This is a genomic window from Micromonospora sp. LOL_015, from assembly GCF_048060275.1.
In the GTDB taxonomy this organism is placed as follows: Bacteria; Actinomycetota; Actinomycetes; order Mycobacteriales; family Micromonosporaceae; genus Micromonospora_E.
Map to the genome: position 1 here is coordinate 57878 of NZ_JBHMIO010000001.1, position 18819 is coordinate 76696.

The 18819-nt window shown below is 70.4% G+C and carries 13 protein-coding genes; 7 read left to right on the forward strand and 6 right to left on the reverse strand.

The annotated features are described in order from the left end of the window. Window positions 1-7: 7 nt before the first annotated feature. The 5 genes from ACFHWU_RS00265 (at window position 8) to ACFHWU_RS00285 (ending at window position 5231) form a co-directional block, all read left to right on the forward strand. Window positions 8-943, forward strand: coding sequence for a hypothetical protein (locus tag ACFHWU_RS00265; RefSeq protein ID WP_416589531.1), 936 nt, complete (start codon window positions 8-10; stop codon window positions 941-943). 53 nt (window positions 944-996) lie between these two features. Further along, window positions 997-1806: a hypothetical protein gene (locus tag ACFHWU_RS00270; RefSeq protein WP_416555553.1), complete on the forward strand. Its 810-nt coding sequence runs from the start codon at window positions 997-999 to the stop codon at window positions 1804-1806. A 115-nt stretch (window positions 1807-1921) separates the two neighbouring features. After that, window positions 1922-2521, forward strand: a complete 600-nt coding sequence (locus ACFHWU_RS00275) for a LemA family protein (RefSeq protein ID WP_416589532.1) — start codon at window positions 1922-1924, stop codon at window positions 2519-2521. Between the two features lie 5 nt (window positions 2522-2526). Then, the gene (locus ACFHWU_RS00280) at window positions 2527-4470 is read left to right on the forward strand and encodes a M48 family metallopeptidase (protein WP_416589534.1); all 1944 of its coding nucleotides are present in this window, start codon (window positions 2527-2529) and stop codon (window positions 4468-4470) included. A gap of 179 nt (window positions 4471-4649) precedes the next feature. Next, window positions 4650-5231 carry a GNAT family N-acetyltransferase gene (locus ACFHWU_RS00285; RefSeq protein WP_416589535.1) on the forward strand — a complete coding sequence of 194 codons (582 nt, stop codon included), beginning with the start codon at window positions 4650-4652 and terminating at the stop codon, window positions 5229-5231. Between the two features lie 117 nt (window positions 5232-5348). On the opposite strand, the gene manD is transcribed toward ACFHWU_RS00285, so the two are convergent. Continuing rightward, window positions 5349-6557: a D-mannonate dehydratase ManD gene (manD, locus tag ACFHWU_RS00290; protein WP_416555562.1), complete on the reverse strand. Its 1209-nt coding sequence runs from the start codon at window positions 6555-6557 to the stop codon at window positions 5349-5351. A gap of 123 nt (window positions 6558-6680) precedes the next feature. Between manD and ACFHWU_RS00295 the strand changes: the two genes are divergently transcribed. Further along, window positions 6681-7688 carry an LLM class flavin-dependent oxidoreductase gene (locus ACFHWU_RS00295; RefSeq protein WP_416568711.1) on the forward strand — a complete coding sequence of 336 codons (1008 nt, stop codon included), beginning with the start codon at window positions 6681-6683 and terminating at the stop codon, window positions 7686-7688. 209 nt (window positions 7689-7897) lie between these two features. Here the strand turns inward: ACFHWU_RS00295 and ACFHWU_RS00300 are convergent, their stop codons facing one another. Together ACFHWU_RS00300 and ACFHWU_RS00305 are read right to left on the reverse strand one after the other, a co-directional pair. Next, window positions 7898-10207 (reverse strand): cellulose binding domain-containing protein, encoded by a 2310-nt coding sequence (locus tag ACFHWU_RS00300; protein ID WP_416589536.1) that lies wholly within the window; start codon window positions 10205-10207, stop codon window positions 7898-7900. 164 nt (window positions 10208-10371) lie between these two features. After that, window positions 10372-12606, reverse strand: a complete 2235-nt coding sequence (locus tag ACFHWU_RS00305; RefSeq protein WP_416589537.1) for a beta-galactosidase — start codon at window positions 12604-12606, stop codon at window positions 10372-10374. A gap of 154 nt (window positions 12607-12760) precedes the next feature. Here ACFHWU_RS00305 and ACFHWU_RS00310 point away from each other — a divergent pair, with 154 nt between their 5' ends. Then, window positions 12761-15028: a TIM-barrel domain-containing protein gene (locus ACFHWU_RS00310; RefSeq protein ID WP_416589538.1), complete on the forward strand. Its 2268-nt coding sequence runs from the start codon at window positions 12761-12763 to the stop codon at window positions 15026-15028. A 17-nt stretch (window positions 15029-15045) separates the two neighbouring features. Here ACFHWU_RS00310 and ACFHWU_RS00315 read toward each other — a convergent pair whose 3' ends face one another. From ACFHWU_RS00315 to ACFHWU_RS00325, 3 genes are read right to left on the reverse strand one after another with little or no spacing between them, the layout of a single operon-like run. Then, window positions 15046-16026: a carbohydrate ABC transporter permease gene (locus ACFHWU_RS00315; protein ID WP_416555572.1), complete on the reverse strand. Its 981-nt coding sequence runs from the start codon at window positions 16024-16026 to the stop codon at window positions 15046-15048. Next, a complete protein-coding gene (locus tag ACFHWU_RS00320) occupies window positions 16023-17081 on the reverse strand; it encodes an ABC transporter permease (RefSeq protein WP_416589539.1) in 1059 nt (352 codons plus the stop codon). Before ACFHWU_RS00320 ends, ACFHWU_RS00315 begins: the two co-directional genes overlap by 4 nt. Beyond that, window positions 17078-18760, reverse strand: coding sequence for an extracellular solute-binding protein (locus ACFHWU_RS00325; protein ID WP_416568708.1), 1683 nt, complete (start codon window positions 18758-18760; stop codon window positions 17078-17080). The genes ACFHWU_RS00320 and ACFHWU_RS00325 overlap by 4 nt, the downstream gene beginning before the upstream one ends. Window positions 18761-18819: the final 59 nt, after the last annotated feature.

Here is an 18819-nt window from a genome sequence, read left to right on the forward strand (position 1 = left end):
GTGCGCGATGAACCAGCCATCCAGCAGCCACAACAGCGGTATCCACGCCGGCGGGGATGTGCACACCGGCGACATCTCCGACTCGTTCAACCCGGTCTCCGGCACCGCAGCGCAGACCAAACCCGTCGCCGCACAACGGTCAACCGAGGCCGACCCCGCGCAGCAGCGGGCCGATCTGGGTGTGCTGACCGTACTGCCACAGGAGACGCGCGCGGTCGTCGATATCTTTCAGCAGGCCTGGGAGTACCGCCGGAGGGTACTCCCCGATGGAACCCGGGTGCATGAGGCCATCTTCGAGACTCCGCACGGGCCGCGCACGGCGGTGCTGATGCAGACCCTGGACCGAGGGCAACTGTCCGCCACCGCCGCCTACACCCGGCTACGGCACTGGTACGCACCGCCGATCATCGCCCTCGTCGGCATCGCCGGTGGCATCGGCGCCCAACTCGACGTCGGCGACGTGGTACTCGCCGATCAGATCATTTTCTACGACAACCATCGGGACACCGCGGACGGTCCCCGCCGGCGGGGCGAGTCGACGGCGCTGACGGCGGCGCTGACCATCGCGGTCAACGACCTGTTCAGCACCGAGGGTGAGCCATTGCGGATTCCCTCACCGGACCACGGCGGCGACTTCCGCGTACGACGCGGGCCGCTGGGTTCCGGCAGCGCGGTGATCACCGACGAAAATTCCCGGATCCGTACGTTCTTGCATGACTTCCAGGAGAAGTGCCTCGCTGTGGAGACCGAATCCGGTGGCCTCGTGCAGGGCTTCCGGGAGGAGTTCGCCGACGGTACCGGGCTCACCGGCTGGCTCGTGCTCCGCGGCATTTCCGACCATGCCGACGCAGCGAAGGGTCACCGCGACCACGACCTGGCGGCCCGAAACGCCGCCCGGGCGTTCCACCGCGTACTGCCCTACCTGTGGGACGCACGCCGCTGACTGGTGCTGTCCGGACCCGGTCCGGACAGCACCAGCCGTACCAGGAGGATGCGATGCCAGGTCCGACGCGCGCCTGGCCACCGCGCAGGCGCGGTCTGTTCAGCCACCGGCTGGACACCGTGATCACCGTCCTGCTCGCCCTGGCACTCGGTCTGCTCGGCGTCCTTGACGTGGTCGACACCGCCACCGTGGCTGCCGCGACGCTGGGAACACTGGCCCTGCTCACCACGACGGTGGCCGGGGAGCGCCGGCAGCTGGACCAGGTGGTGCGCCGGCTGGACGGCGCGGTACGGCTGATCCGGCACCTGCCGGTCCAGCCCTCCGGCGCGATGTCGCTACGGGCCTCGACCTCTGGTGCAGACGTCGACCTCACCGACGTCGAGGACATCGCCCTCATCGGGGTGACCCTCGGCCGGACCCTGCGTAACCAGGTCGACCAGATCGCCAGCCGGCTTGCCGCAGGTGCCCGGATCAGGGTCGCGCTCATCGACCCGGCGACCTCCGTACCGGCCGAGGCCGCCCGGCGGGCCACCCTGCCGGACGACCGGGACATCTTCGTCAACCGGGCCCGGCCTACTCTCGACCTGCTACGCGAGCTGGCCCGTACCGCCCGTCCCGGCACCGGCTCCCTGGAGGTACGGTTACTGCCGCTCGTGCCGGCGTCGGGGATGATCCTGCTGGACGCCGACGAGGAGACCGGACGCATCCACGTCGACCTCTACTCACACCGCCCGTCGGCAGCCGAACCGATGATGACGCTGACCACCGCCAGTCTGCAGTGGTACCGACACTTCCGTGACGAGTTCGAACACCTCTGGCGGCACGGACGGCCGGTCGACCTCACCCGCGCTCCGGTGCCCTGACCGGCCGCTCTGGTTCGGCCCGGCTGCGGTGCAGGTGGCGTACGCTCGGGCGAGCTATCAGTGCAGGCCGCCGGGGTCGCTGCGCCACCGCTGGCGAAGCAGGGAGCAGGAGGACATGGAACTGGCCATCGGGCTCTTCTGCCTGATTTGTATAGTTGTGGCAGTCTTCGCCGGGTACGGCGTCGCAGTGTACAACGGACTGGTCACTGCCCGTAACGCGTTCCGGAACGCGTTCGCCCAGATCGACGTACAGCTGACCCGACGCCACGACCTCATCCCCAACCTCGTCGAGGTTGCCAAGGGGTACATGAGACACGAACGTGAGGCGCTCGAAGCGGTGATCGCCGCCCGCGGCGGCGCGGTCGACGCGCAGGCCGCCGCGACCGGCAAGCCGGGTGACCCGGCGGCGATGCAGCAGCTCGCCGGGGCCGAGAACATGCTGACCCAGAGCCTGGGCCGGCTGTTCGCGCTCTCCGAGGCGTACCCGGACCTCAAGGCCAACCAGAACATGATGCAGCTGACCGAGGAGCTGACCTCGACCGAGAACCGGGTCGCGTTCGCCCGGCAGGCCTACAACGACGCGGTGATGGGCTACAACAACAAGCGGGAGCGCTTCCCCGGCAGCATCGTGGCGAACATGTTCTCATTCAGCCCGGCCGCCCTGTTCGAGGTCGACGATCCGCAGCAGCGGCAGGCCCCCCGGGTGACCTTCTGACCGGCATGAACTTCTTCGAACGGCAACGTCAGGTCCGGCGGGTCTCCGCCCGGCTGGTCGCCCTGTTCGTGCTCGCCGTGGTCGGCATCGTGGCCGTGGTCGACCTCGCCGTGTTCGTCGTCTTCGACGGCGCGTCCCGGCAACCGGCCGCGCTCCTCGGCATGCTGGTGGTGACCAGCCTGGCGACCGTCGCGGTGATCGGCCTGGCGGCGCTGGTCCGCACAGTCACGCTGCGCGGTGGCGGCGGACGGGTGGCCCGGGAGCTCGGCGGCGTACCGGTGCCGCCGGACACCACCGACCCGCAGCTGCGCCGGCTGCGCAACGTGGTCGAGGAGATCGCCATCGCCTCCAGCGTGCCGGTGCCGGAGATCTACCTGCTGCCGCGCGAGGAGGGGATCAATGCGTTCGCCGCCGGCTGGTCGACCTCGGACGCGGCGATCGCGGTCACCCGTGGCACGCTGGAGCGGCTCAACCGCGACGAACTGCAGGGCGTCATCGCCCACGAGTTCAGCCACGTGGTCAACGGCGACATGCGGCTCAACATCCGGTTGATGGGGCTGCTGTTCGGCATCCTGTTCCTGGCGGTGATCGGCCGTGGCCTACTGCGCACCGGATTCGTCAGCGGTGGCCGCTCCCGCAGCGACAACCGGGGCGGCAACCCGCTACCACTGATCGGGCTGGCGATGGTCGCCGCCGGGTACGTCGGTGTGCTGGTCGGCCGACTGATCAAAGCGTCGGTGTCCCGGCAACGCGAGTACCTGGCCGACGCGTCGGCCGTGCAGTTCACCCGGCAGACCGCCGGGCTGGCCGGCGCGCTCAAGAAGATCGCCGGGCTGCCCGCCGGGTCACAGCTGAAGAGTCCGAAGTCCGAAGAGGTCGGCCACATGCTGTTCGGGCCGGGTGGCAGGCTGACCGCGCTGTTCTCGACGCATCCGCCGATCACCGACCGGATCAAGGCACTCGATTCCAGCTTCGACGCGGACGAGCTGACCACGCTGTCCCGGCGGTGGGCGGCGGCCCCGCCGTCCGGGCTGGCCGAGGACCGCGCGCTCGGGCTGACCGGCGGCACCCCGGGCGGCGCCGCGTTGCCCGCCGACGCCGCGTTGCCCGCCGACGACACCCAGGTGCCGATGGACCCGGCCCAGGTCGTCGACCGGATCGGCGCGCCGCCGGCGAGCGCCTACCAACACGCCGCCGACCTGCTCTCCCGGATCCCGCAGGAGCTGACGGAGCAGGCCCGTCGACCGGACACAGTGGCACCGTTGATCCTCGGCCTGCTGCTGTCGGCCGACCCGCAGGTCCGCGCCGGCCAGCATGCCGCCATCACCCAGCGGTACGGCACCCCGTTAGCTGACGCCGCCTGGCAGGCCGGTGCGCGGACCGCCAGCCTGCACCCGATGCTACGGCTGCCGCTGGCCGAGATCGCCTTCCCCGCGTTGGCGCAGCGGTCACCGGCCGAACGCGACACGCTCGCCGACGCGATGGCCACCCTGGTCCGGGCCGACGGGCGGATCAGCGTCTTCGAATACTGCCTGTCCCGGCTCGTCGGCGATGAGCTGCGCGAATCGCTGCGGCCATCGTCGCAGCCGGGCCACGGCCGCCGTACGCTGCGCGCCAGCCAACCGGCCGTGCAGACACTGCTCAGCGTGCTCGCCCAGGCCGGGCACCCGGATCCGACCGCCGCGCAGCGGGCCTTCGCCGCCGGTGCGGCGCACGCCCTGCCCCAGGCAGCCGCCCGGTTCGCCCCGCCTGCGGGCGGCGTACTGGAGCTGGAATCGGTCTGGCCGCTCCTCGACGAACTGCGCCCGGTGGAGAAGGCCCGGCTGGTGGCGGCGGCGGTCGCGGTGATCGGACACGACGGGGTGATGACCGTGCCGGAGGTCGAGCTGCTGCGGACCATCTGCCTGATCCTGCACAGCCCACTGCCACCACTGCCGGTGCCGGCCTGACCGCCGCCCACCGCTGGCCCTGGGCCGGTCTCGTTGGCGACGTACATGGTTGAACGGATGACCGAGGCAGCGTTCGACCTGCCCGACGTCACCGCGGCCGAGCTGTTCGACCGGTTCCTGGTGTGGACGTGGCGGCCATGCTGACCGTACGGACCGCCACAGCCGCTGATGTTGATCCGTTGGCTGAGTTGCTGGCGCAGGCATGCGTGCTGGACCCGGTGGTGTCCTGGCTGATCAACGACCATGCGCTGCGGTACCTGACGATGCATCAGTTCTTCACCGCCGAGCTGGAGTTCGGCGTACGGCACGGCATCGTCGATGTGGCCGGGCACTGCGACGGGGTGGCAATCTGGTACCCACACCCGTTCGACCGGCTCCTCGGTGCAGAGCACCAGCGGCGGCGGTTGCGGGCCTGCGGCGACCGGCACGGACCGTACGCGCACTACACGTGCACCGCCGGCCGAGTGGAGCCGACAGGCCGACACCATCATCTGGCGTTCCTGGCGGCGGCACCCTGGCTGAGACGGCGAGGCATCGGGTCGGCGCTACTCGCCGCGCATCATGCCCTGCTGGACCGGATCGGGATGCCGGCCGTGGTGGAGGCGAGCAGCCAGCGACAGCGGGTGTTTCACGAACGCCATGGCTACCGGATCGTCCGGGTGGCGCACCTGCCGGCCGGCGGCCCACCGCTGTGGGCGATGCGCCGATCCGGTGACCCGGTCGACCAACCGCCCATGGCCGCAGCACTGTGCGTCGGCTGAGCCAGAAGAGCCGCACCGCTTCATTGATATGAGGCTGAGATACCTTACATCTGCGTCGTAGAGTATCTCAGCCTCACATCGATGCGTGCCGGCGAGGAACCGACCGGCCTGGTCGGGTCACCAGTTGTGCATGCTGCCGTCGGTGAGCCGGTTGACCGGCAGCGACGCCGGCGCGTACGGGTAGCGCGCCGCCGCGGACTCGTCGATGTCGACGCCGAGCCCGGGTTCCTCACCGGGCTGCAGGTAGCCGTCGGCGTAGTGGTACGAGTGCGGGAAGACCTCGTCGGTGGCCTCGGTGTGCCGCATGTACTCCTGCAGGCCGAAGTTGGGGATGCTCAGGTCGACGTGCAGCGCGGCGGCCATGCAGACCGGCGACAGGTCGGTGGCGCCGTGCGAGCCGCTGCGGACGTGGTGCAGCGCCGCCAGGTCGAAGATCCGCCGCAGGTGGCTGATCCCACCGGCGCGGACCACCGTGGTCCGGACGTAGTCGATCAGCTGCTCGGTGATCAACTGCTGGCAGTCGAAGATGGTGTTGAAGACCTCGCCGACGGCGATCGGCGTGGTGGTGTGCTGGCGGATCAGCCGGAAGCCCTCCTGCAGTTCGGCCGGGACCGGGTCCTCCAGCCAGGTCAGCCGGTACGGTTCGAGGTCCTTGCCGAGCCGGGCCGCCTCGATCGGGGTAAGCCGGTGATGGGCGTCGTGCAGCAGCTTCAGGTGCGGGCCGAACTCGTCGCGTACTGCCGCGAAGACCTGCGGGGTGTGCACCAGGTAGCGCTCGGTGGACCAGGTGGTCTCGGTAGGGATCGCGGCGTCGGCCGGCTCGTAGAACATCCGGTCCTTGCCGACCCCGTACGTCGCCGGCAGGCCGGGCACGGCGGTCTGTACGCGTACCGCCCGGTAGCCGAGGTCGACGTAGCGGGCCACCTCGGCGAGCACCTCGGGGACCGTCTCGGCGTTGGCGTGGCCGTAGACGGTGACCCCGTCGCGGCAGCGACCGCCGAGCAGCTGGTAGACCGGTAGCCCGGCGACTTTTCCCTTGATGTCCCACAGCGCGGTGTCGACTGCCGCGATGGCGCTCATCGTGACCGGGCCGCGCCGCCAGTAGGCACCCCGGTACAGGTACTGCCAGGTGTCCTCGATCCGGCTCGCGTCCCGACCGATCAGCGTCGGCACCACGTGATCACGCAGGTAGCTGGCGACGGCCAGTTCGCGGCCGTTGAGGGTGGCGTCGCCGACGCCGGTCACACCGTCCGAGGTGACAATCTTCAAGGTAACGAAGTTGCGGCCCGGGCAGGTCACAATAACCCGGGCGTCCACGATCCGCATCGACCAGTCTCCTCGTCTGTGCGGCGGCCGGCTGCCGCTCGCCGCCGAGGTTAGCCGAACCGACGATGCCGGGAAATCCGGGCGGCGGGAAGATCCGGGCGCGGCACCGGGTTGGGCACAGGTGTGATCGACGTACCGCTCTCCGTCCTCGATGTGGCCCCAGTCGCCACCGGCAGATCCGTCGGTGAAGCGCTGCGGCACACCACCGAGCTGGCCCGCCGAGTCGAGCAGCTCGGCTACCACCGGTTGTGGGTGGCCGAGCACCACAACATGCCCGCCATCGCCAGCTCGGCCCCGGCGGTGCTGCTCGCCCACCTGGCCGCGGCCACCTCAACGATCCGAGTCGGCTCGGGCGGGGTGATGCTGCCCAACCATCCGCCGTTGGTGGTCGCCGAGCAGTTCGGCACGTTGGAGGCGCTGCACCCGGGCCGGGTCGATCTCGGCATCGGCCGGGCCCCGGGCACCGACCAGGCCACCGCACTGGCGCTGCGGCGCACCGTGGCCGGGCTGGGCGCTGAGACGTTCCCGCAGGAGCTGGCGACCCTGATCGGCTATCTGCGCGGTGACGCCGGGCCGATCGCCGCGACCCCACACGCCGGGCAGTCACCGGCGATCTGGCTGCTCGGTTCCAGCGGATTCAGCGCCCAACTCGCCGGCACCCTGGGCCTGCCGTTCTCCTTCGCACACCATTTCAGTGCGGCCAACACGCTGCCGGCGCTCGCGCTGTACCGGCAGCATTTCCGCCCATCGGCGTGGTTGGACCGGCCGTACGCGATGGTCGCGGTCAACGTCGTCTGCGCCGAGTCGGACGAGCGGGCCGAGTGGCTGTCCGGCCCGGCCGCCCTGGCGTTCCTGCGGCTGCGCGCCGGGCGGCCGGAGGCACTGGTCAGCCCGGAGGAAGCGGCCGCCTATCCGTACACGGATCTCGAGCTGCAATTCATCCGCCAACGCAACGAGGAGCAGGCGGTCGGCTCCCCCGACACGGTCCGGCGGGCGCTGCACGAGTTGCGCGAGCGCACCGGTGCCGACGAGCTGATGTTGACCACGATGGTGTACGACGTCGCCGACCGGGTGCGCTCGTTCGAGCTGGTGGCCGGTGACCCGGGCCACCCCACGGACGGCGATCAATAGCCGGAAACAGGAGCTTCATCAGCTGGTCACCGCCGCGCGACGGTCCGCTGGCTATCGTCTCTGGCAGGTGATGGTTCGACGCACGAGATCACGCGTGGGGTGGATGTCGTCGCGTCCGCCGACGGGGGACCGGGTTCCGGTCCCCCGTCGGCGCGTCTACGGCCGCCGGCTCACTCAGCCGGCCGCCGGACTCACTAGAAGGTAGACATTCACCGCAAGTAGACGTTCGGCGTCGGTGGTGCCGGCATGTTGGCGCCAATGAAGAACGACGGGTGTGGCGGCTGGTTGTAGGCGGTGTTCTGCCAGGCGACCGCCACCCGGTACTGCGGGTCGTGCATCAGGGTGTGGATCCGTCGGTCAGTGGTGTGCGGTGTGGCGTAGATCCGCAACGCGCGGGAGTCGCTGGTCCGCCAGATGACCTCCTCCCGCCAGTCGCCGAACAGGTCGGCCGACAAAGCGGGGGTCGCCTTGGTGCCGTTGTTCGACGCCACCCCGGAGCCGGTCAGCAGCCGGGTGTCGCCGGAGGTGCCGTACTTGTCGATCCGGGTCCGGTCGAGCAGTTCCCGGACGGGGTCGCCGTCCCACCAAATCACGAAGTTGGCCGACGACGGCTTGCGTCCGACGTTGCCACCGGTCGGCGACCGCAGCTCGGACACGGCCGACGACCAGGATTCGGCACCGGCGCTGCCTGCCCAGATGTCCGCCGACACGCCCCGGCCGTTGTCCCCGCCGGTCGGTGTCTGCCAGATGATCTGCCCGGTGCGGGCGTCGATCAGCGCCGACGACGGCTTCGAGCCGTCCTCCTGGACCTTGAAGTACTCCAGCCCGGACCGCCCCGGGTCGAGGTCACCGAGGTGTCCGGCGTCGCCGTGGTTCAGGCTGGTGTTCCACAGCCCGCGACCGTTGTCGTCGATGGTGGCACCGCCGAAAACGATCTCGTCGCGGCCGTCGCGGTCGACGTCCGCGATGGACAGCGAATGGTTGCCCTGCCCGGCGTAGCTGCCGTTGCCTGACGAGTTGGAGTCGAAGACCCACCGTTGAGTGAGGCTTCCGTTGCGGAAGTCCCAGGCGGCGATGACGGTGCGGGTGTAGTAGCCGCGTGACATGATCAGGGACGGCCGCCGGCCGTCCAGGTAGGCGGTGCCGGCGAGGAACCGGTCCACCCGGTTACCGTACGAGTCGCCCCAGGACGACACGTTGCCCCGGGCCGGCACGTAGTTGACGGTGGACAGGGCGGCACCGGTCCGACCGTCGAACATGGTTAGAAACTCCGGACCAGATAGCACGTAGCCCGACGAGTTGCGGTAGTCGGCGCCGGAGTTGCCGATGACATTGCCCCGGCCGTCGCGGGTGCCGTCGGCGGTCTTCATCGCCACCTCGGCCCGGCCGTCGCCGTCGTAGTCGTACACCTGGAACTGGGTGTAGTGGGCACCTGCCCGGATGTTGCGGCCCAGGTCGACGCGCCACAGCCGAGTCCCATCGAGCCGGTACCCGTCGACGTAGACGTTGCCGGTGTAGCCGGAGTGCGCGTTGTCCTTGGCGTTGGACGGGTCCCACTTCAGGACGATCTCGTACTGTCCGTCACCGTCGAGGTCGCCGACGCTGGCGTCGTTAGCCGAGTAACTGTAGCTCTCCCCGGACGGGGTGGTGCCGCCCGGCGGCACCTGCAGCGGCACGTCCAGGTAACCGTTGGCGAAGATCAACGAGGCTGGCGACGCGGGCTGCTCGGTGCCAGCGACGACCGCCCGGACGGTGTAGCTGGCATTGGACGCGGCACCCGCGTCGTAGTAGTTGGTCGACGCGGTGACCGGCGACGAGGTGATCCGGGAGGAGCCACGGTAGACGTGGAACCCGGTACCGGCGGCCTCGGTGCCGAGCAGCCGCCAGGAGACCAGGTTGCCGGATCCGGACCGGACGCTGATCAGCCCACGGTCGAGGTCCTCCATCTGCTTGGCGCCGGGCCCCGGCGTCGGCGGCGAGGTGGTGGGCGGAGGCGTCGTGGTCGGTGGGGCGGTCGTCGGGGGTGCCGTCGTCGGGGGTGGTGCGGTGGTCGGCGCGACGCCGCCGGTGCAGGTGGTCCCGTTGAACGCGAAGGTCGTCGGCACCGGATTGCTGCTGTTGTTCCAGGATCCGTTGAAGCCGAACTCGGTGCTGGCGTTGGTGGCCAGGTTCCCGTTGTAGCCGACGTTGTCTGCGGTGACCTGGGCACCGCTCTGCGTCACCGCCGCGTTCCACGCCTGGGTGATCGTCTGCCCGGCGCCGAACGACCAGGTCAGCTGCCAGGATGTGACGGGGTCACCGAGGTTGGTCACGGACACGCTGGCGCCGAAGCCACCGGGCCATTGGCTGGTGACGCGGTAGTCGACCGCGCAACCGGCGGCCGCGGCGGCCGACGGCGCGAGGATCGTGGTGGCCACGCCGGCACCGATCGCGGTGGCCGCCGCAGTCGCGACCGCGAGCAGGGCTCGGCGGGGGTTCCCGGGCTGGGACCGGGGGTTGCTGAGAGGGACGTTGCGCATGGAAGTCTCCAGGGAGCAGAGGGCGGACGGCACCTGACGGACGTCCCGGCTGCCCGGCCGGGGGGCGTACGCCCGGTGGCGCTGCGCTGGATCGGTCGACCGCAGTACGGCGGTCGTCGGTCGGCTCCCGTGCAGGCCAATGCTAGGGCAATCGCTTTCCTCGCTCAATGTCGATGTCCGTCGGCACCTGACGGGGTTGGGTGCCGATGGTTCCGGTTGCCCACCGGCTGGTCCGGCTCCCGCAGCACCAGGAGCCCACCGGGCGGGACCCGGACCCGCCGGCTGCCCCGGCCGCGTCCCAAGATGCCGGTGACACCGGCCGGGGCGCCCGGCCACCGGCCCGGACCGCCGCCCACGGTCAGCAGCACGTCACTGGCGGGCAGGAACTCGCCGGCCACCATGATCTCCCCGGACGGCAGGACGCCACCGGAGACCAGCACGTCACCGGTGGCCGCCACCACCGCTTCCTCCCGGCCATGGTTGAACAGGAACAGCCACCGGGTGGTGCCGTCCACCCGGCGTACCGCCTCCACCCCGGCGGGCGCGGCGGGCAGTACCGGTGCCACCCCGGCCTCGGCGGCGACCACCGCCAGCAGCTCCCGGTAGCCGTCGTCGTCCAGTCTGGTGGACAGGTACCAGGCGGCGCCGGCACCGACCGAGCGGCGGGTCACCGCCGGCTGACCGGCCAGCACACCATCGACGTAGTCGAGCACCGGCTCGGCGGCACCGGCCTCGAAGCGTTCCCGCCACAGCCGGCCGGTACGCCCGCCGGACAGTCGCACCGTGCCGTCCGGACCGAGCGGCAGGAACTCCTCACTGCGGACGCCGAGCAGCTCACGCAGGGCACCTGGATATCCGCCCAGCCGGACCCGGGCGTCGGGGTCGGCGACCCCGGACAGGTAGCTGACCACCAGATAACCGCCGGTCCGCACCCAGTCGGCGAGGGTGTCCGCGACGGCGTCGTCCATCAGGTACAGCGCGGGCAGCACCAGCATCCGGTAGCCGGTCAGGTCCAGTGGTCCGGTCGCCGGGCAGACGAAGTCGGTGGTGATCCCGCACCGCCACAGCGCCCGGTGCGCGGCGGCCACCTCGTCGGCGTACGAGATGTGCCCCGACGGCAGCCCGGGATGCTGCAGCGCCCACCCGCTGGCGGCGTCCCAGCCGATCGCGGCCCGGGCCGCCACCGCGGCGGTGTCGGTCGCGGCGAGCAGCCGCAGCGCCTCGCCGAGCTGTACCGCCGACCGGAAGGTCCGGGAGTCGGCACCGGCGTGCGGCACCATCGCCGAGTGGAACGCCTCGGCACCGCCGCGCGGCGCCCGCCACTGGAAGAACATCGCGCCCCGGGAGCCGCGTGCGACGTGGGCGATGCTGTGCCGCAGCATCCGGCCGGGTTCCTTGGCGTAGGCGGTCCCCTCGGCGTACCGGTAGATCAGGTTGGGGGCGCTCTCCATCAGCAGCCAGGGCCGGTGCCGGCCGGCCGATGGCGGTGATCCGTCCCCGGTGACCGGGCGTGACCAGGACCGGGCGAGGTCGGCGGCGAGCGCGGTCTGTTCCTCGGCCCGGCCGTCGGTCTCGGTCGGATAGTGGTCGACGGCGATCAGGTCGATCTCCCGCGCCCACCGGGCGTGGTCCACCGGGACCCAGTCGCCGAACACATAGTTGGTGGTGACCGGCACGTCCGGCGTGTGTTCGCGGAGCAGGTCGCGCTGGTCGCGATAGGCGGCGAGCAGTTCGTCGGACCAGAACCGGCGGAAGTCCAGCACCTGCGTCGGGTTGGTCAGGTACTGGGTGGCGCGCGGCGGGTCGATCTGCGTCCATTCGGAGTAGCACTGGCTCCAGAAGGCACCGGTCCACGCCTCGTTGAGCCGGTCCAGGTCACCGTAGCGCTGCTGCAGCCACCGCCGGAACGCGTCGGCCGCGTGCGGGCAGTGGCAGACTGTGCCGTACTCATTGTGCACGTGCCACATCGCCAGCGCCGGGTGGTCGCGGTAGCGTTCGGCGAGCATCGCGGCGATGCGCCGGGCCGCGACGCGGTACGCGGGGGCGGCCGCGCAGTACGTGTCCCGGCTGCCGTGCCGCAGCCGTACCCCGTCGGCGGTGACCGGCAGCGCGTCGGGGTGGGTGAGGGAGAACCACGGCGGCGGCGAGGCGGTCGGGGTGGCCAGGACGACCCGGATCCCGCCCTGCTGCAGCAGGTCGAGTGCCCGGTCGAGCCAGTCGACGGTGTACTCGCCGGGGTGCGGTTCCAGCCGGGACCAGGCGAACACCCCGACGGTGACCAGGTTGACCCGGGCGCGACGCATCAGCTCGACGTCCTCGACCCAGGTCGTCTCCGGCCACTGCTCGGGGTTGTAGTCCCCGCCGTAGCAGAGCCCGTCGAGTCCTTTTGGCCAGCGCATCGGCGCTCCCTCCGACGTTGACAGTTTGTTGGATTAGCAAAGAAACTAATTTAGTCGCCCCCAGGCCGCTGGTTCCACCAGGGAGCGTCGAGCCCCGGACCGACGAGGAGAGCCCATGCCGTACCGTCCGCCCCTGGTCCCCCATGAAACATTCGTGGCCGACCCGCCCGACCTGCCGGTCCGCGCGCCCGGCGAGGAGGGCTTGTCCGCGCTGGTCCGCGCCGAGTTGCTGGGCACCGATGCTGCCGGGATCACCTGCAAGGGCAGCACCGCCGACGGTGAGACGCTGACGGTCGCGGTCAGCGCCGCCGGAGAGGGGGTGATCCGGGTCCGGCTGAGCGCGACACCCGACGCCCGCAGCCGGTCGGCCCGGGCGCTGCCGCTGGTCGATCCACGCCCGTACCCGGCCACGGTCACCGTGGCCGGCGGCACGGTACGCGTCGACGCCGGAAAGGTCGTCGCCGAGCTGCGGCTCGACCCGTGGCATCTGCGGTTCCTCGACCGGCAGGGTCGGGTGCTGCTCAACCAGAACCGGGGCGAGCGCGACATCAGCGGCCGGCTGCGCACCCTGCCGTTCGGCCGGTCCCTGGTCGACGGCTCCGTCGCCGCGTACCACGAGAGCTTCGACGCGCCCGGCGACGAACGCTTCGTCGGGCTCGGCGAGAAGTTCACCCGGCTGGACAAGCGCGGCCAGCGGGCGCTGATGTGGAACTTCGACGCCTTCGGCAGCGAGTCGGACCGGTCGCACAAGAACGTCCCGCTGTACCTGTCCGACCGCGGCTACGGGGTGCTGGTCGACAGCGGCATGCCGGTGGAGTTCGACATCTGCTCCTCCACGCACAGCTGCGTGCAGATCCTGGTGCCGGACGACCTGATCGACTACTACGTGATCGCCGGCCCCACCCCCGCCGAGATCCTGGACCGCTACGACCGGCTGACCGGCCGACCGGTGCTGCCACCGAAGTGGGCGTTCGGCACCTGGATCTCGTCCGGCTTTTTCGTGGACAGCCAGGAGAAGGTCCTGGAGCGGGCCCGACGGATCCGAGCCGACCGCATCCCGTGCGACGTGCTGCACCTGGACTGCTACTGGCAGGCCGACGGCGCCTGGTCCGACCTGGCCTGGGACGTCACCAACTTCCCCGACCCGGCCGGCATGCTGGCCACCCTCGCCGAGCAGGGGTTCAAGGTGAGCCTCTGGATGAACCCGTACATCATGACCGGCAGCCCGGTCTTCGGGCAGGCCGACGCGGCTGGCTACTTCCTGCGCCGCCCGGACGGCTCCACCTACATCGCCGACGTCTGGCACGGATCCTACCCGGTCTGCGGGATCGTCGACTTTACCAACCCGGCGGCCACCGAGTGGTTCACCGGCCTGCTACGCGACCTGCTGCGGCAGGGCGCGATGGTGTTCAAGACCGACTTCGCCGAAGGGGTGCCGGCCGACGCGGTGGCGCACAACGGGATGACCGGCGTCGAGCTACACAACGTTTACACGCTGCTGTTCAACGACGCGGTCGCGGCGGTCACCCAGGAGGTCGCCGGGCACGGCATGGTGTGGGCCCGGTCGTCGTTCCTCGGCGGGCAGCGGCATCCGGCCCAGTGGAGCGGCGACGTCAACGCCACGTACCCGGGGATGGCCAGCACGTTGCGCGGCGGGCTGTCGCACGGCCTGTCCGGCGTACCGTTCTGGAGTCACGACGCCGGCGGCTTCCACGGCACCCCGACCCCCGACCTGTACGTGCGGTGGGCGCAGTTCGGGGCGTTCTCGCCGCTGGTGCGCTTCCACGGCACCACCAGCCGGCTGCCGTGGGACTTCCCCGACGACGCCGCGCGGGACGCGGTCGAGGCGATCCGGCTGCGCTACCGGTTGATGCCCTACCTCTACTCGGCGGCGGTCACGGCCGCCCGCACCGGTGCCCCGATGATGCGGGCGCTGCTGGTCGACTCGCCGGACGACCCGGCCGCGTGGGGTGCCGAACTGGAGTACCGGCTCGGCTCCGACCTGCTGGTCGCGCCGATGATCAATCCGGACGGGCGGCGGCACGTCTACCTGCCGGCCGGTGACTGGGTCGACCACTGGACCGGGCGGACCCAACCCGGCGGACGCCACCTGCCGGTCGAGACTCCGCTGGAGCGGATCCCGTTGTTCGTCCGGCACGGCGCGCTGATCCCGACGACCGGACCGGGAGACACCGTCGGCGACGGTCCGTTCGCCGACGTGACCCTGGTCAGTTGGGGCGGCGTCAGCGCCGAGACGGTCGTCTGCGACGTCGACGGCGACACCACGGTCCGGGCGGTACGCGACGGCGACACGTTGCGGGTCAACCTCGACGGGCCGCTGCCGGTCCGCCGGGTCGAGGTCGTCGCGGTGACCGGCACCGAGCCGCCGGCCACGGTGCTGCTCGACGGCGTACCGCTCTGACCAGCGGTGCCGGCCGGTCAACCCTTGATCGCGCCGGTGATGACGCCCTTGGTGAAGTGCCGCTGTACGAACGGGAAGATCACCACCGCCGGCAGTACGGTGATCACCACCACGGCCATCTTGACCGCCAGGGTCGGCGGGTACGCGGTGACCCCGGGGATGTTCACCGGCGCGCCGGTGACCGACGGCGACTGGCCGGCCAGGATGTAGCTCTGCAGCACCCGCTGGATCGGCCACTTGTCGTTGTCGTCAATGTAGAGCACCGCGTTGAAGTACGCGTTCCAGTAGCCGACGGCGTAGAACAGCCCGACGACGGCGATCACCGCCCGGGACAGCGGCAACATGATCCGCCACAAGATCCGGAACTCCCCGGCACCGTCGATGCGTGCCGCGTCGATCAGCTCGGCCGGCACGTTCATGAAGAACGCCCGGATCACCACCAGGTTGAACACGCTGATCGCGGTGGGCAGGATCAGCGCCCACAGGTTGTTCTTCAGGCCCAGCCCGGTCACCACCAGATAGCTCGGCACCATGCCGGGATAGATCAGGAAGGTGAGCAGGAACAGGAACAGCAACGGACGGTGCGCGACCGAGTCCTTGCGGGACAGCCCGTACGCCGCCAGCACCGTCAGCACCAGGCTGAACGTCGTGCCGACGACGGTGACCAGGGTGCTGACCCACACCGCCCGGCTGATCTGACCGCCGGAAAGGATGTTCACGTACGCCGACAGGTCGATCTCCCGGGGGATCACCACCATGCCGCCGGTGGCGTTGATGGTCTCCCGCGACGCGAGGCTGGTCACCAGGACCGACCACATCGGGAAGATCACGGCCAGCACCATCGTGGCGAGGACGAGCCCTTTGACGCCCTGGCCGACCGGGCTCGGCGGCTCCTCCCAGACCGGCCGGCCGACGCCGGGGCGCCGCCGTCGGGGCGGCTGGTTCACCGGGTCGAGCCTGGGTCGGCGCCCGGCGGCCAGCGTACGTGCGATGCTCACCTGGAATACACTCCCTGCTCGCCGAGGCGGTGGGCGAACTTGTTCGCGGCGATGATCAGCACCAGCCCGATGACGCCCTTGAACAGGCCGGCGGCGGCACCCATCCCCCACTGCTGCGGGATGATCGCCTGGTAGTAGACGTAGGTGTCGAGCACTTCGGCGGCCTGCCGGCCGACCGCCTCACGCTGCAGGATGAACTGCTCGAACCCGACGGTGAGCGCGTCACCGAGCCGCAGGATCAGCAGCAGGATGACGACCGGACGTAGCCCGGGCAGGGTGATGTGCCACAGCCGTCGCCAGCGCCCGGCACCGTCGGCCGCCGCCGCCTCGTAAAGATTCTGGTCGATGGCACTGAGCGCGGCCAGGAAGATGATCGCCCCCCAGCCGACGTCCTTCCACACGGCCTCCGCGGTGACCAGCACGATGAACGTGTCCGGGTTGCCCATCACGTTGAGCGGGTTGAGCCCGGCGTCGCGCATCCGCTGGGCGACCAGGCCGGCCCCACCGAGCATCTGCATGAAGAAGGTGACCACCAGCACCCAGCTGAAGAAGTGCGGCAAATAGACGACGCTCTGAATGAACCCACGCACCCGGGTCGACAGGATGCTGTGCAGCAGGATCGCCAGCAGGATCGGCAGCGGGAAGAAGAAGACCAGCTGGAACGCGGTGATGGTCAGGGTGTTGATCACCGCGTCCCAGAACGCCGGGTCACGGAACAGGGTCTCGAAGTTGCCGAACCCGATCCACTCGCTGTAGACGAACGCCTCGAACGCGTTGTCGCCGACCCAGGGGTTGTAGTCCTGGAAGGCGATCACGTTGCCCAGGGTGGGCAGGTAGTGGAAGACCAGCAGCAGCAGCGCGGCCGGCGCGGCCATCACCAGCAGCGGCCAGTCGCGGCGCAGCCGGGCCCGCAGCGGCACGGTCCGTCGGCGGGTGCGCCGACCATCCGGGGTACGGCGTGACCGGCGGTTGCCGTCCGGGGTGGGCTGGTCCGGCGACCGCCGGCTCCGGCCGTCGCCGGATCCGGCGGTCACGGACGTTTCGACCGAGGTCATCGATCGTTGTCTTCGAGCGCCTTGCGGAAGAAGTCGCGGCCCTCGTCACCGCCGCCGCTGCGCCACTCGTCGATGATCTGGTCCAGGTCGCTGGTCGGTCGGCGACCACGCAGCACGTCGAGGATCTTGTCCTCGGTCGGCTGCAGCACCCGCGACAGGTTGGCCGGCAGCTCGAACTTGATCCCGGCCCACGGGTTCGGCTCCAGGTACTTCACCGTCTCGTTGGAGTAGTCCAGCAGGGCCTCGACGAAGCCGGGGACGTCGGCGGTCTGCACGATGGTCGGGTAACGCCCGACAATGAAGGTGTACTGGTCGGCGATCTCCTGCCGGCCCAGCTCGGTCAACTCCGGACTGCCGTCGGCGCTGACCGTGTGGTGCTGGTCGGCGACCCCGTACTGGCGCAGGTGGTACTCCTCGGTACCGAACGGCGCGGCGCACCAGTTGAGCACCCGCAGGATCTCCTCGACGCGCTCCTTGCCCAGCCCTTTCTTGATGAAGGTGTAGAAGATCGGCGTCTCCCCGCCCCAGGCGACCGGGGCGCTCTGCCCGTCGGCGGAGAAGATCGGCACCGGCCGCATGTCGAACGTCGGGGTGATCTGTCGCTGCTCCGAGTACATGCCGCGCCAGGCGCCGACGCCGTCCTCGTAGCAGACCATCTTGCCGCTGTTGAACAGCTGCTTGGCGTCGGCGGCGCCGCTGCTCTCCACGATGTCCGGGTGCACCAGCCCTTCGGCGAACAGTCTGGTGGTGAACTCCAGGGCCTCGCGGTACTCCTCGGTCTCGTACTTGAATTCCAGGCCGCCGCCGTCGGTGCGCCGCCAGCCGCCCTGCGAGCCGGGCACACCGTAGAACATCTGCACCATGTTGAAGATCGAGCCGAAGGCCCAGACGCCGTTGGCCGGATCGGTCATCGCCTTGCCGAACTCGTGCAGCTCCTCAATGTTCTTTGGGGCCTGCACGCCGGCGGCGTCGGTGAGGTCCCTGCGGTAGAACAGCGCGTACGGGAACGGGCCGTCGGTCGGCCACGGGACGGCGGCCAGCCGACCGCCCCAGACCGCGTACTGCCAGGCCCCGGTCGGGAAGCTGGCCAGGTGGGGGTAGGCCAGCGCGGCGTCACCGGCCAGGTGGTCGGTCAGGTCCTCGAACAGCGCCGAGACCGCGTCGGAGAACCGCGGAATCTTGTCGATCTCCCAGTTCGGGGCGCAGAGCAGGTCCGGCACGTCGCGGGCACCGAGAATGGCGCTCAGCTTGTCGGCGTAGGTGTTGCCGTCCTGGACGCTGAAGTCGATCGGCACGCCGAGCCGCTCGTTGACCGCCTGCAGGTAGGCGTTGCGGTCGATGCCGGGCGGGGTTGGCCCCCACCAGGGAGTCATCGCGGTGAGCGGTTCACCGCTGCTGCCGGGCGTCTCGGTGACCGCCCGGACCAGGTCGGTCGGATACGTCAGGTAGCCGTCGGCGATCGGGCGTACCCCGGCGATGTCCGGGGTGAGCAGCTCGACCGGCTGGTACCTGGGCAGAACCGCGCTGACCGCGTCGACGTCGGTCGCCGTGCCCTGGGTGCCGGCCGGCCGGCTGCAGCCGGAGAGAAAGCCGCCACCGGCCATCGCGGTGGCACCCAGGCCGACCAGGCCCAGGAATCGACGTCGATTGGTGGCCGCGCCCGCGAGGGATCGATCCACGGCGCGCTCCCTTCGTATCGGCGAGCCAGGCATCCCGGCGACGATGGGACGAACCAGCT

What these genes read in the sequence shown, in the direction of transcription:
- ACFHWU_RS00265 (WP_416589531.1), top strand. Translation starts at nt 8, where the DNA reads ATGAACCAGCCATCCAGCAGCCACAACAGCGGTATCCACGCCGGCGGG.
- ACFHWU_RS00270 (WP_416555553.1), top strand. Translation starts at nt 997, where the DNA reads ATGCCAGGTCCGACGCGCGCCTGGCCACCGCGCAGGCGCGGTCTGTTC.
- ACFHWU_RS00275 (WP_416589532.1), top strand. Translation starts at nt 1,922, where the DNA reads ATGGAACTGGCCATCGGGCTCTTCTGCCTGATTTGTATAGTTGTGGCA.
- ACFHWU_RS00280 (WP_416589534.1), top strand. Translation starts at nt 2,527, where the DNA reads ATGAACTTCTTCGAACGGCAACGTCAGGTCCGGCGGGTCTCCGCCCGG.
- manD (WP_416555562.1), bottom strand. Translation starts at nt 6,557, where the DNA reads ATGCGGATCGTGGACGCCCGGGTTATTGTGACCTGCCCGGGCCGCAAC.
- ACFHWU_RS00300 (WP_416589536.1), bottom strand. Translation starts at nt 10,207, where the DNA reads ATGCGCAACGTCCCTCTCAGCAACCCCCGGTCCCAGCCCGGGAACCCC.
- ACFHWU_RS00305 (WP_416589537.1), bottom strand. Translation starts at nt 12,606, where the DNA reads ATGCGCTGGCCAAAAGGACTCGACGGGCTCTGCTACGGCGGGGACTAC.
- ACFHWU_RS00320 (WP_416589539.1), bottom strand. Translation starts at nt 17,081, where the DNA reads ATGACCTCGGTCGAAACGTCCGTGACCGCCGGATCCGGCGACGGCCGG.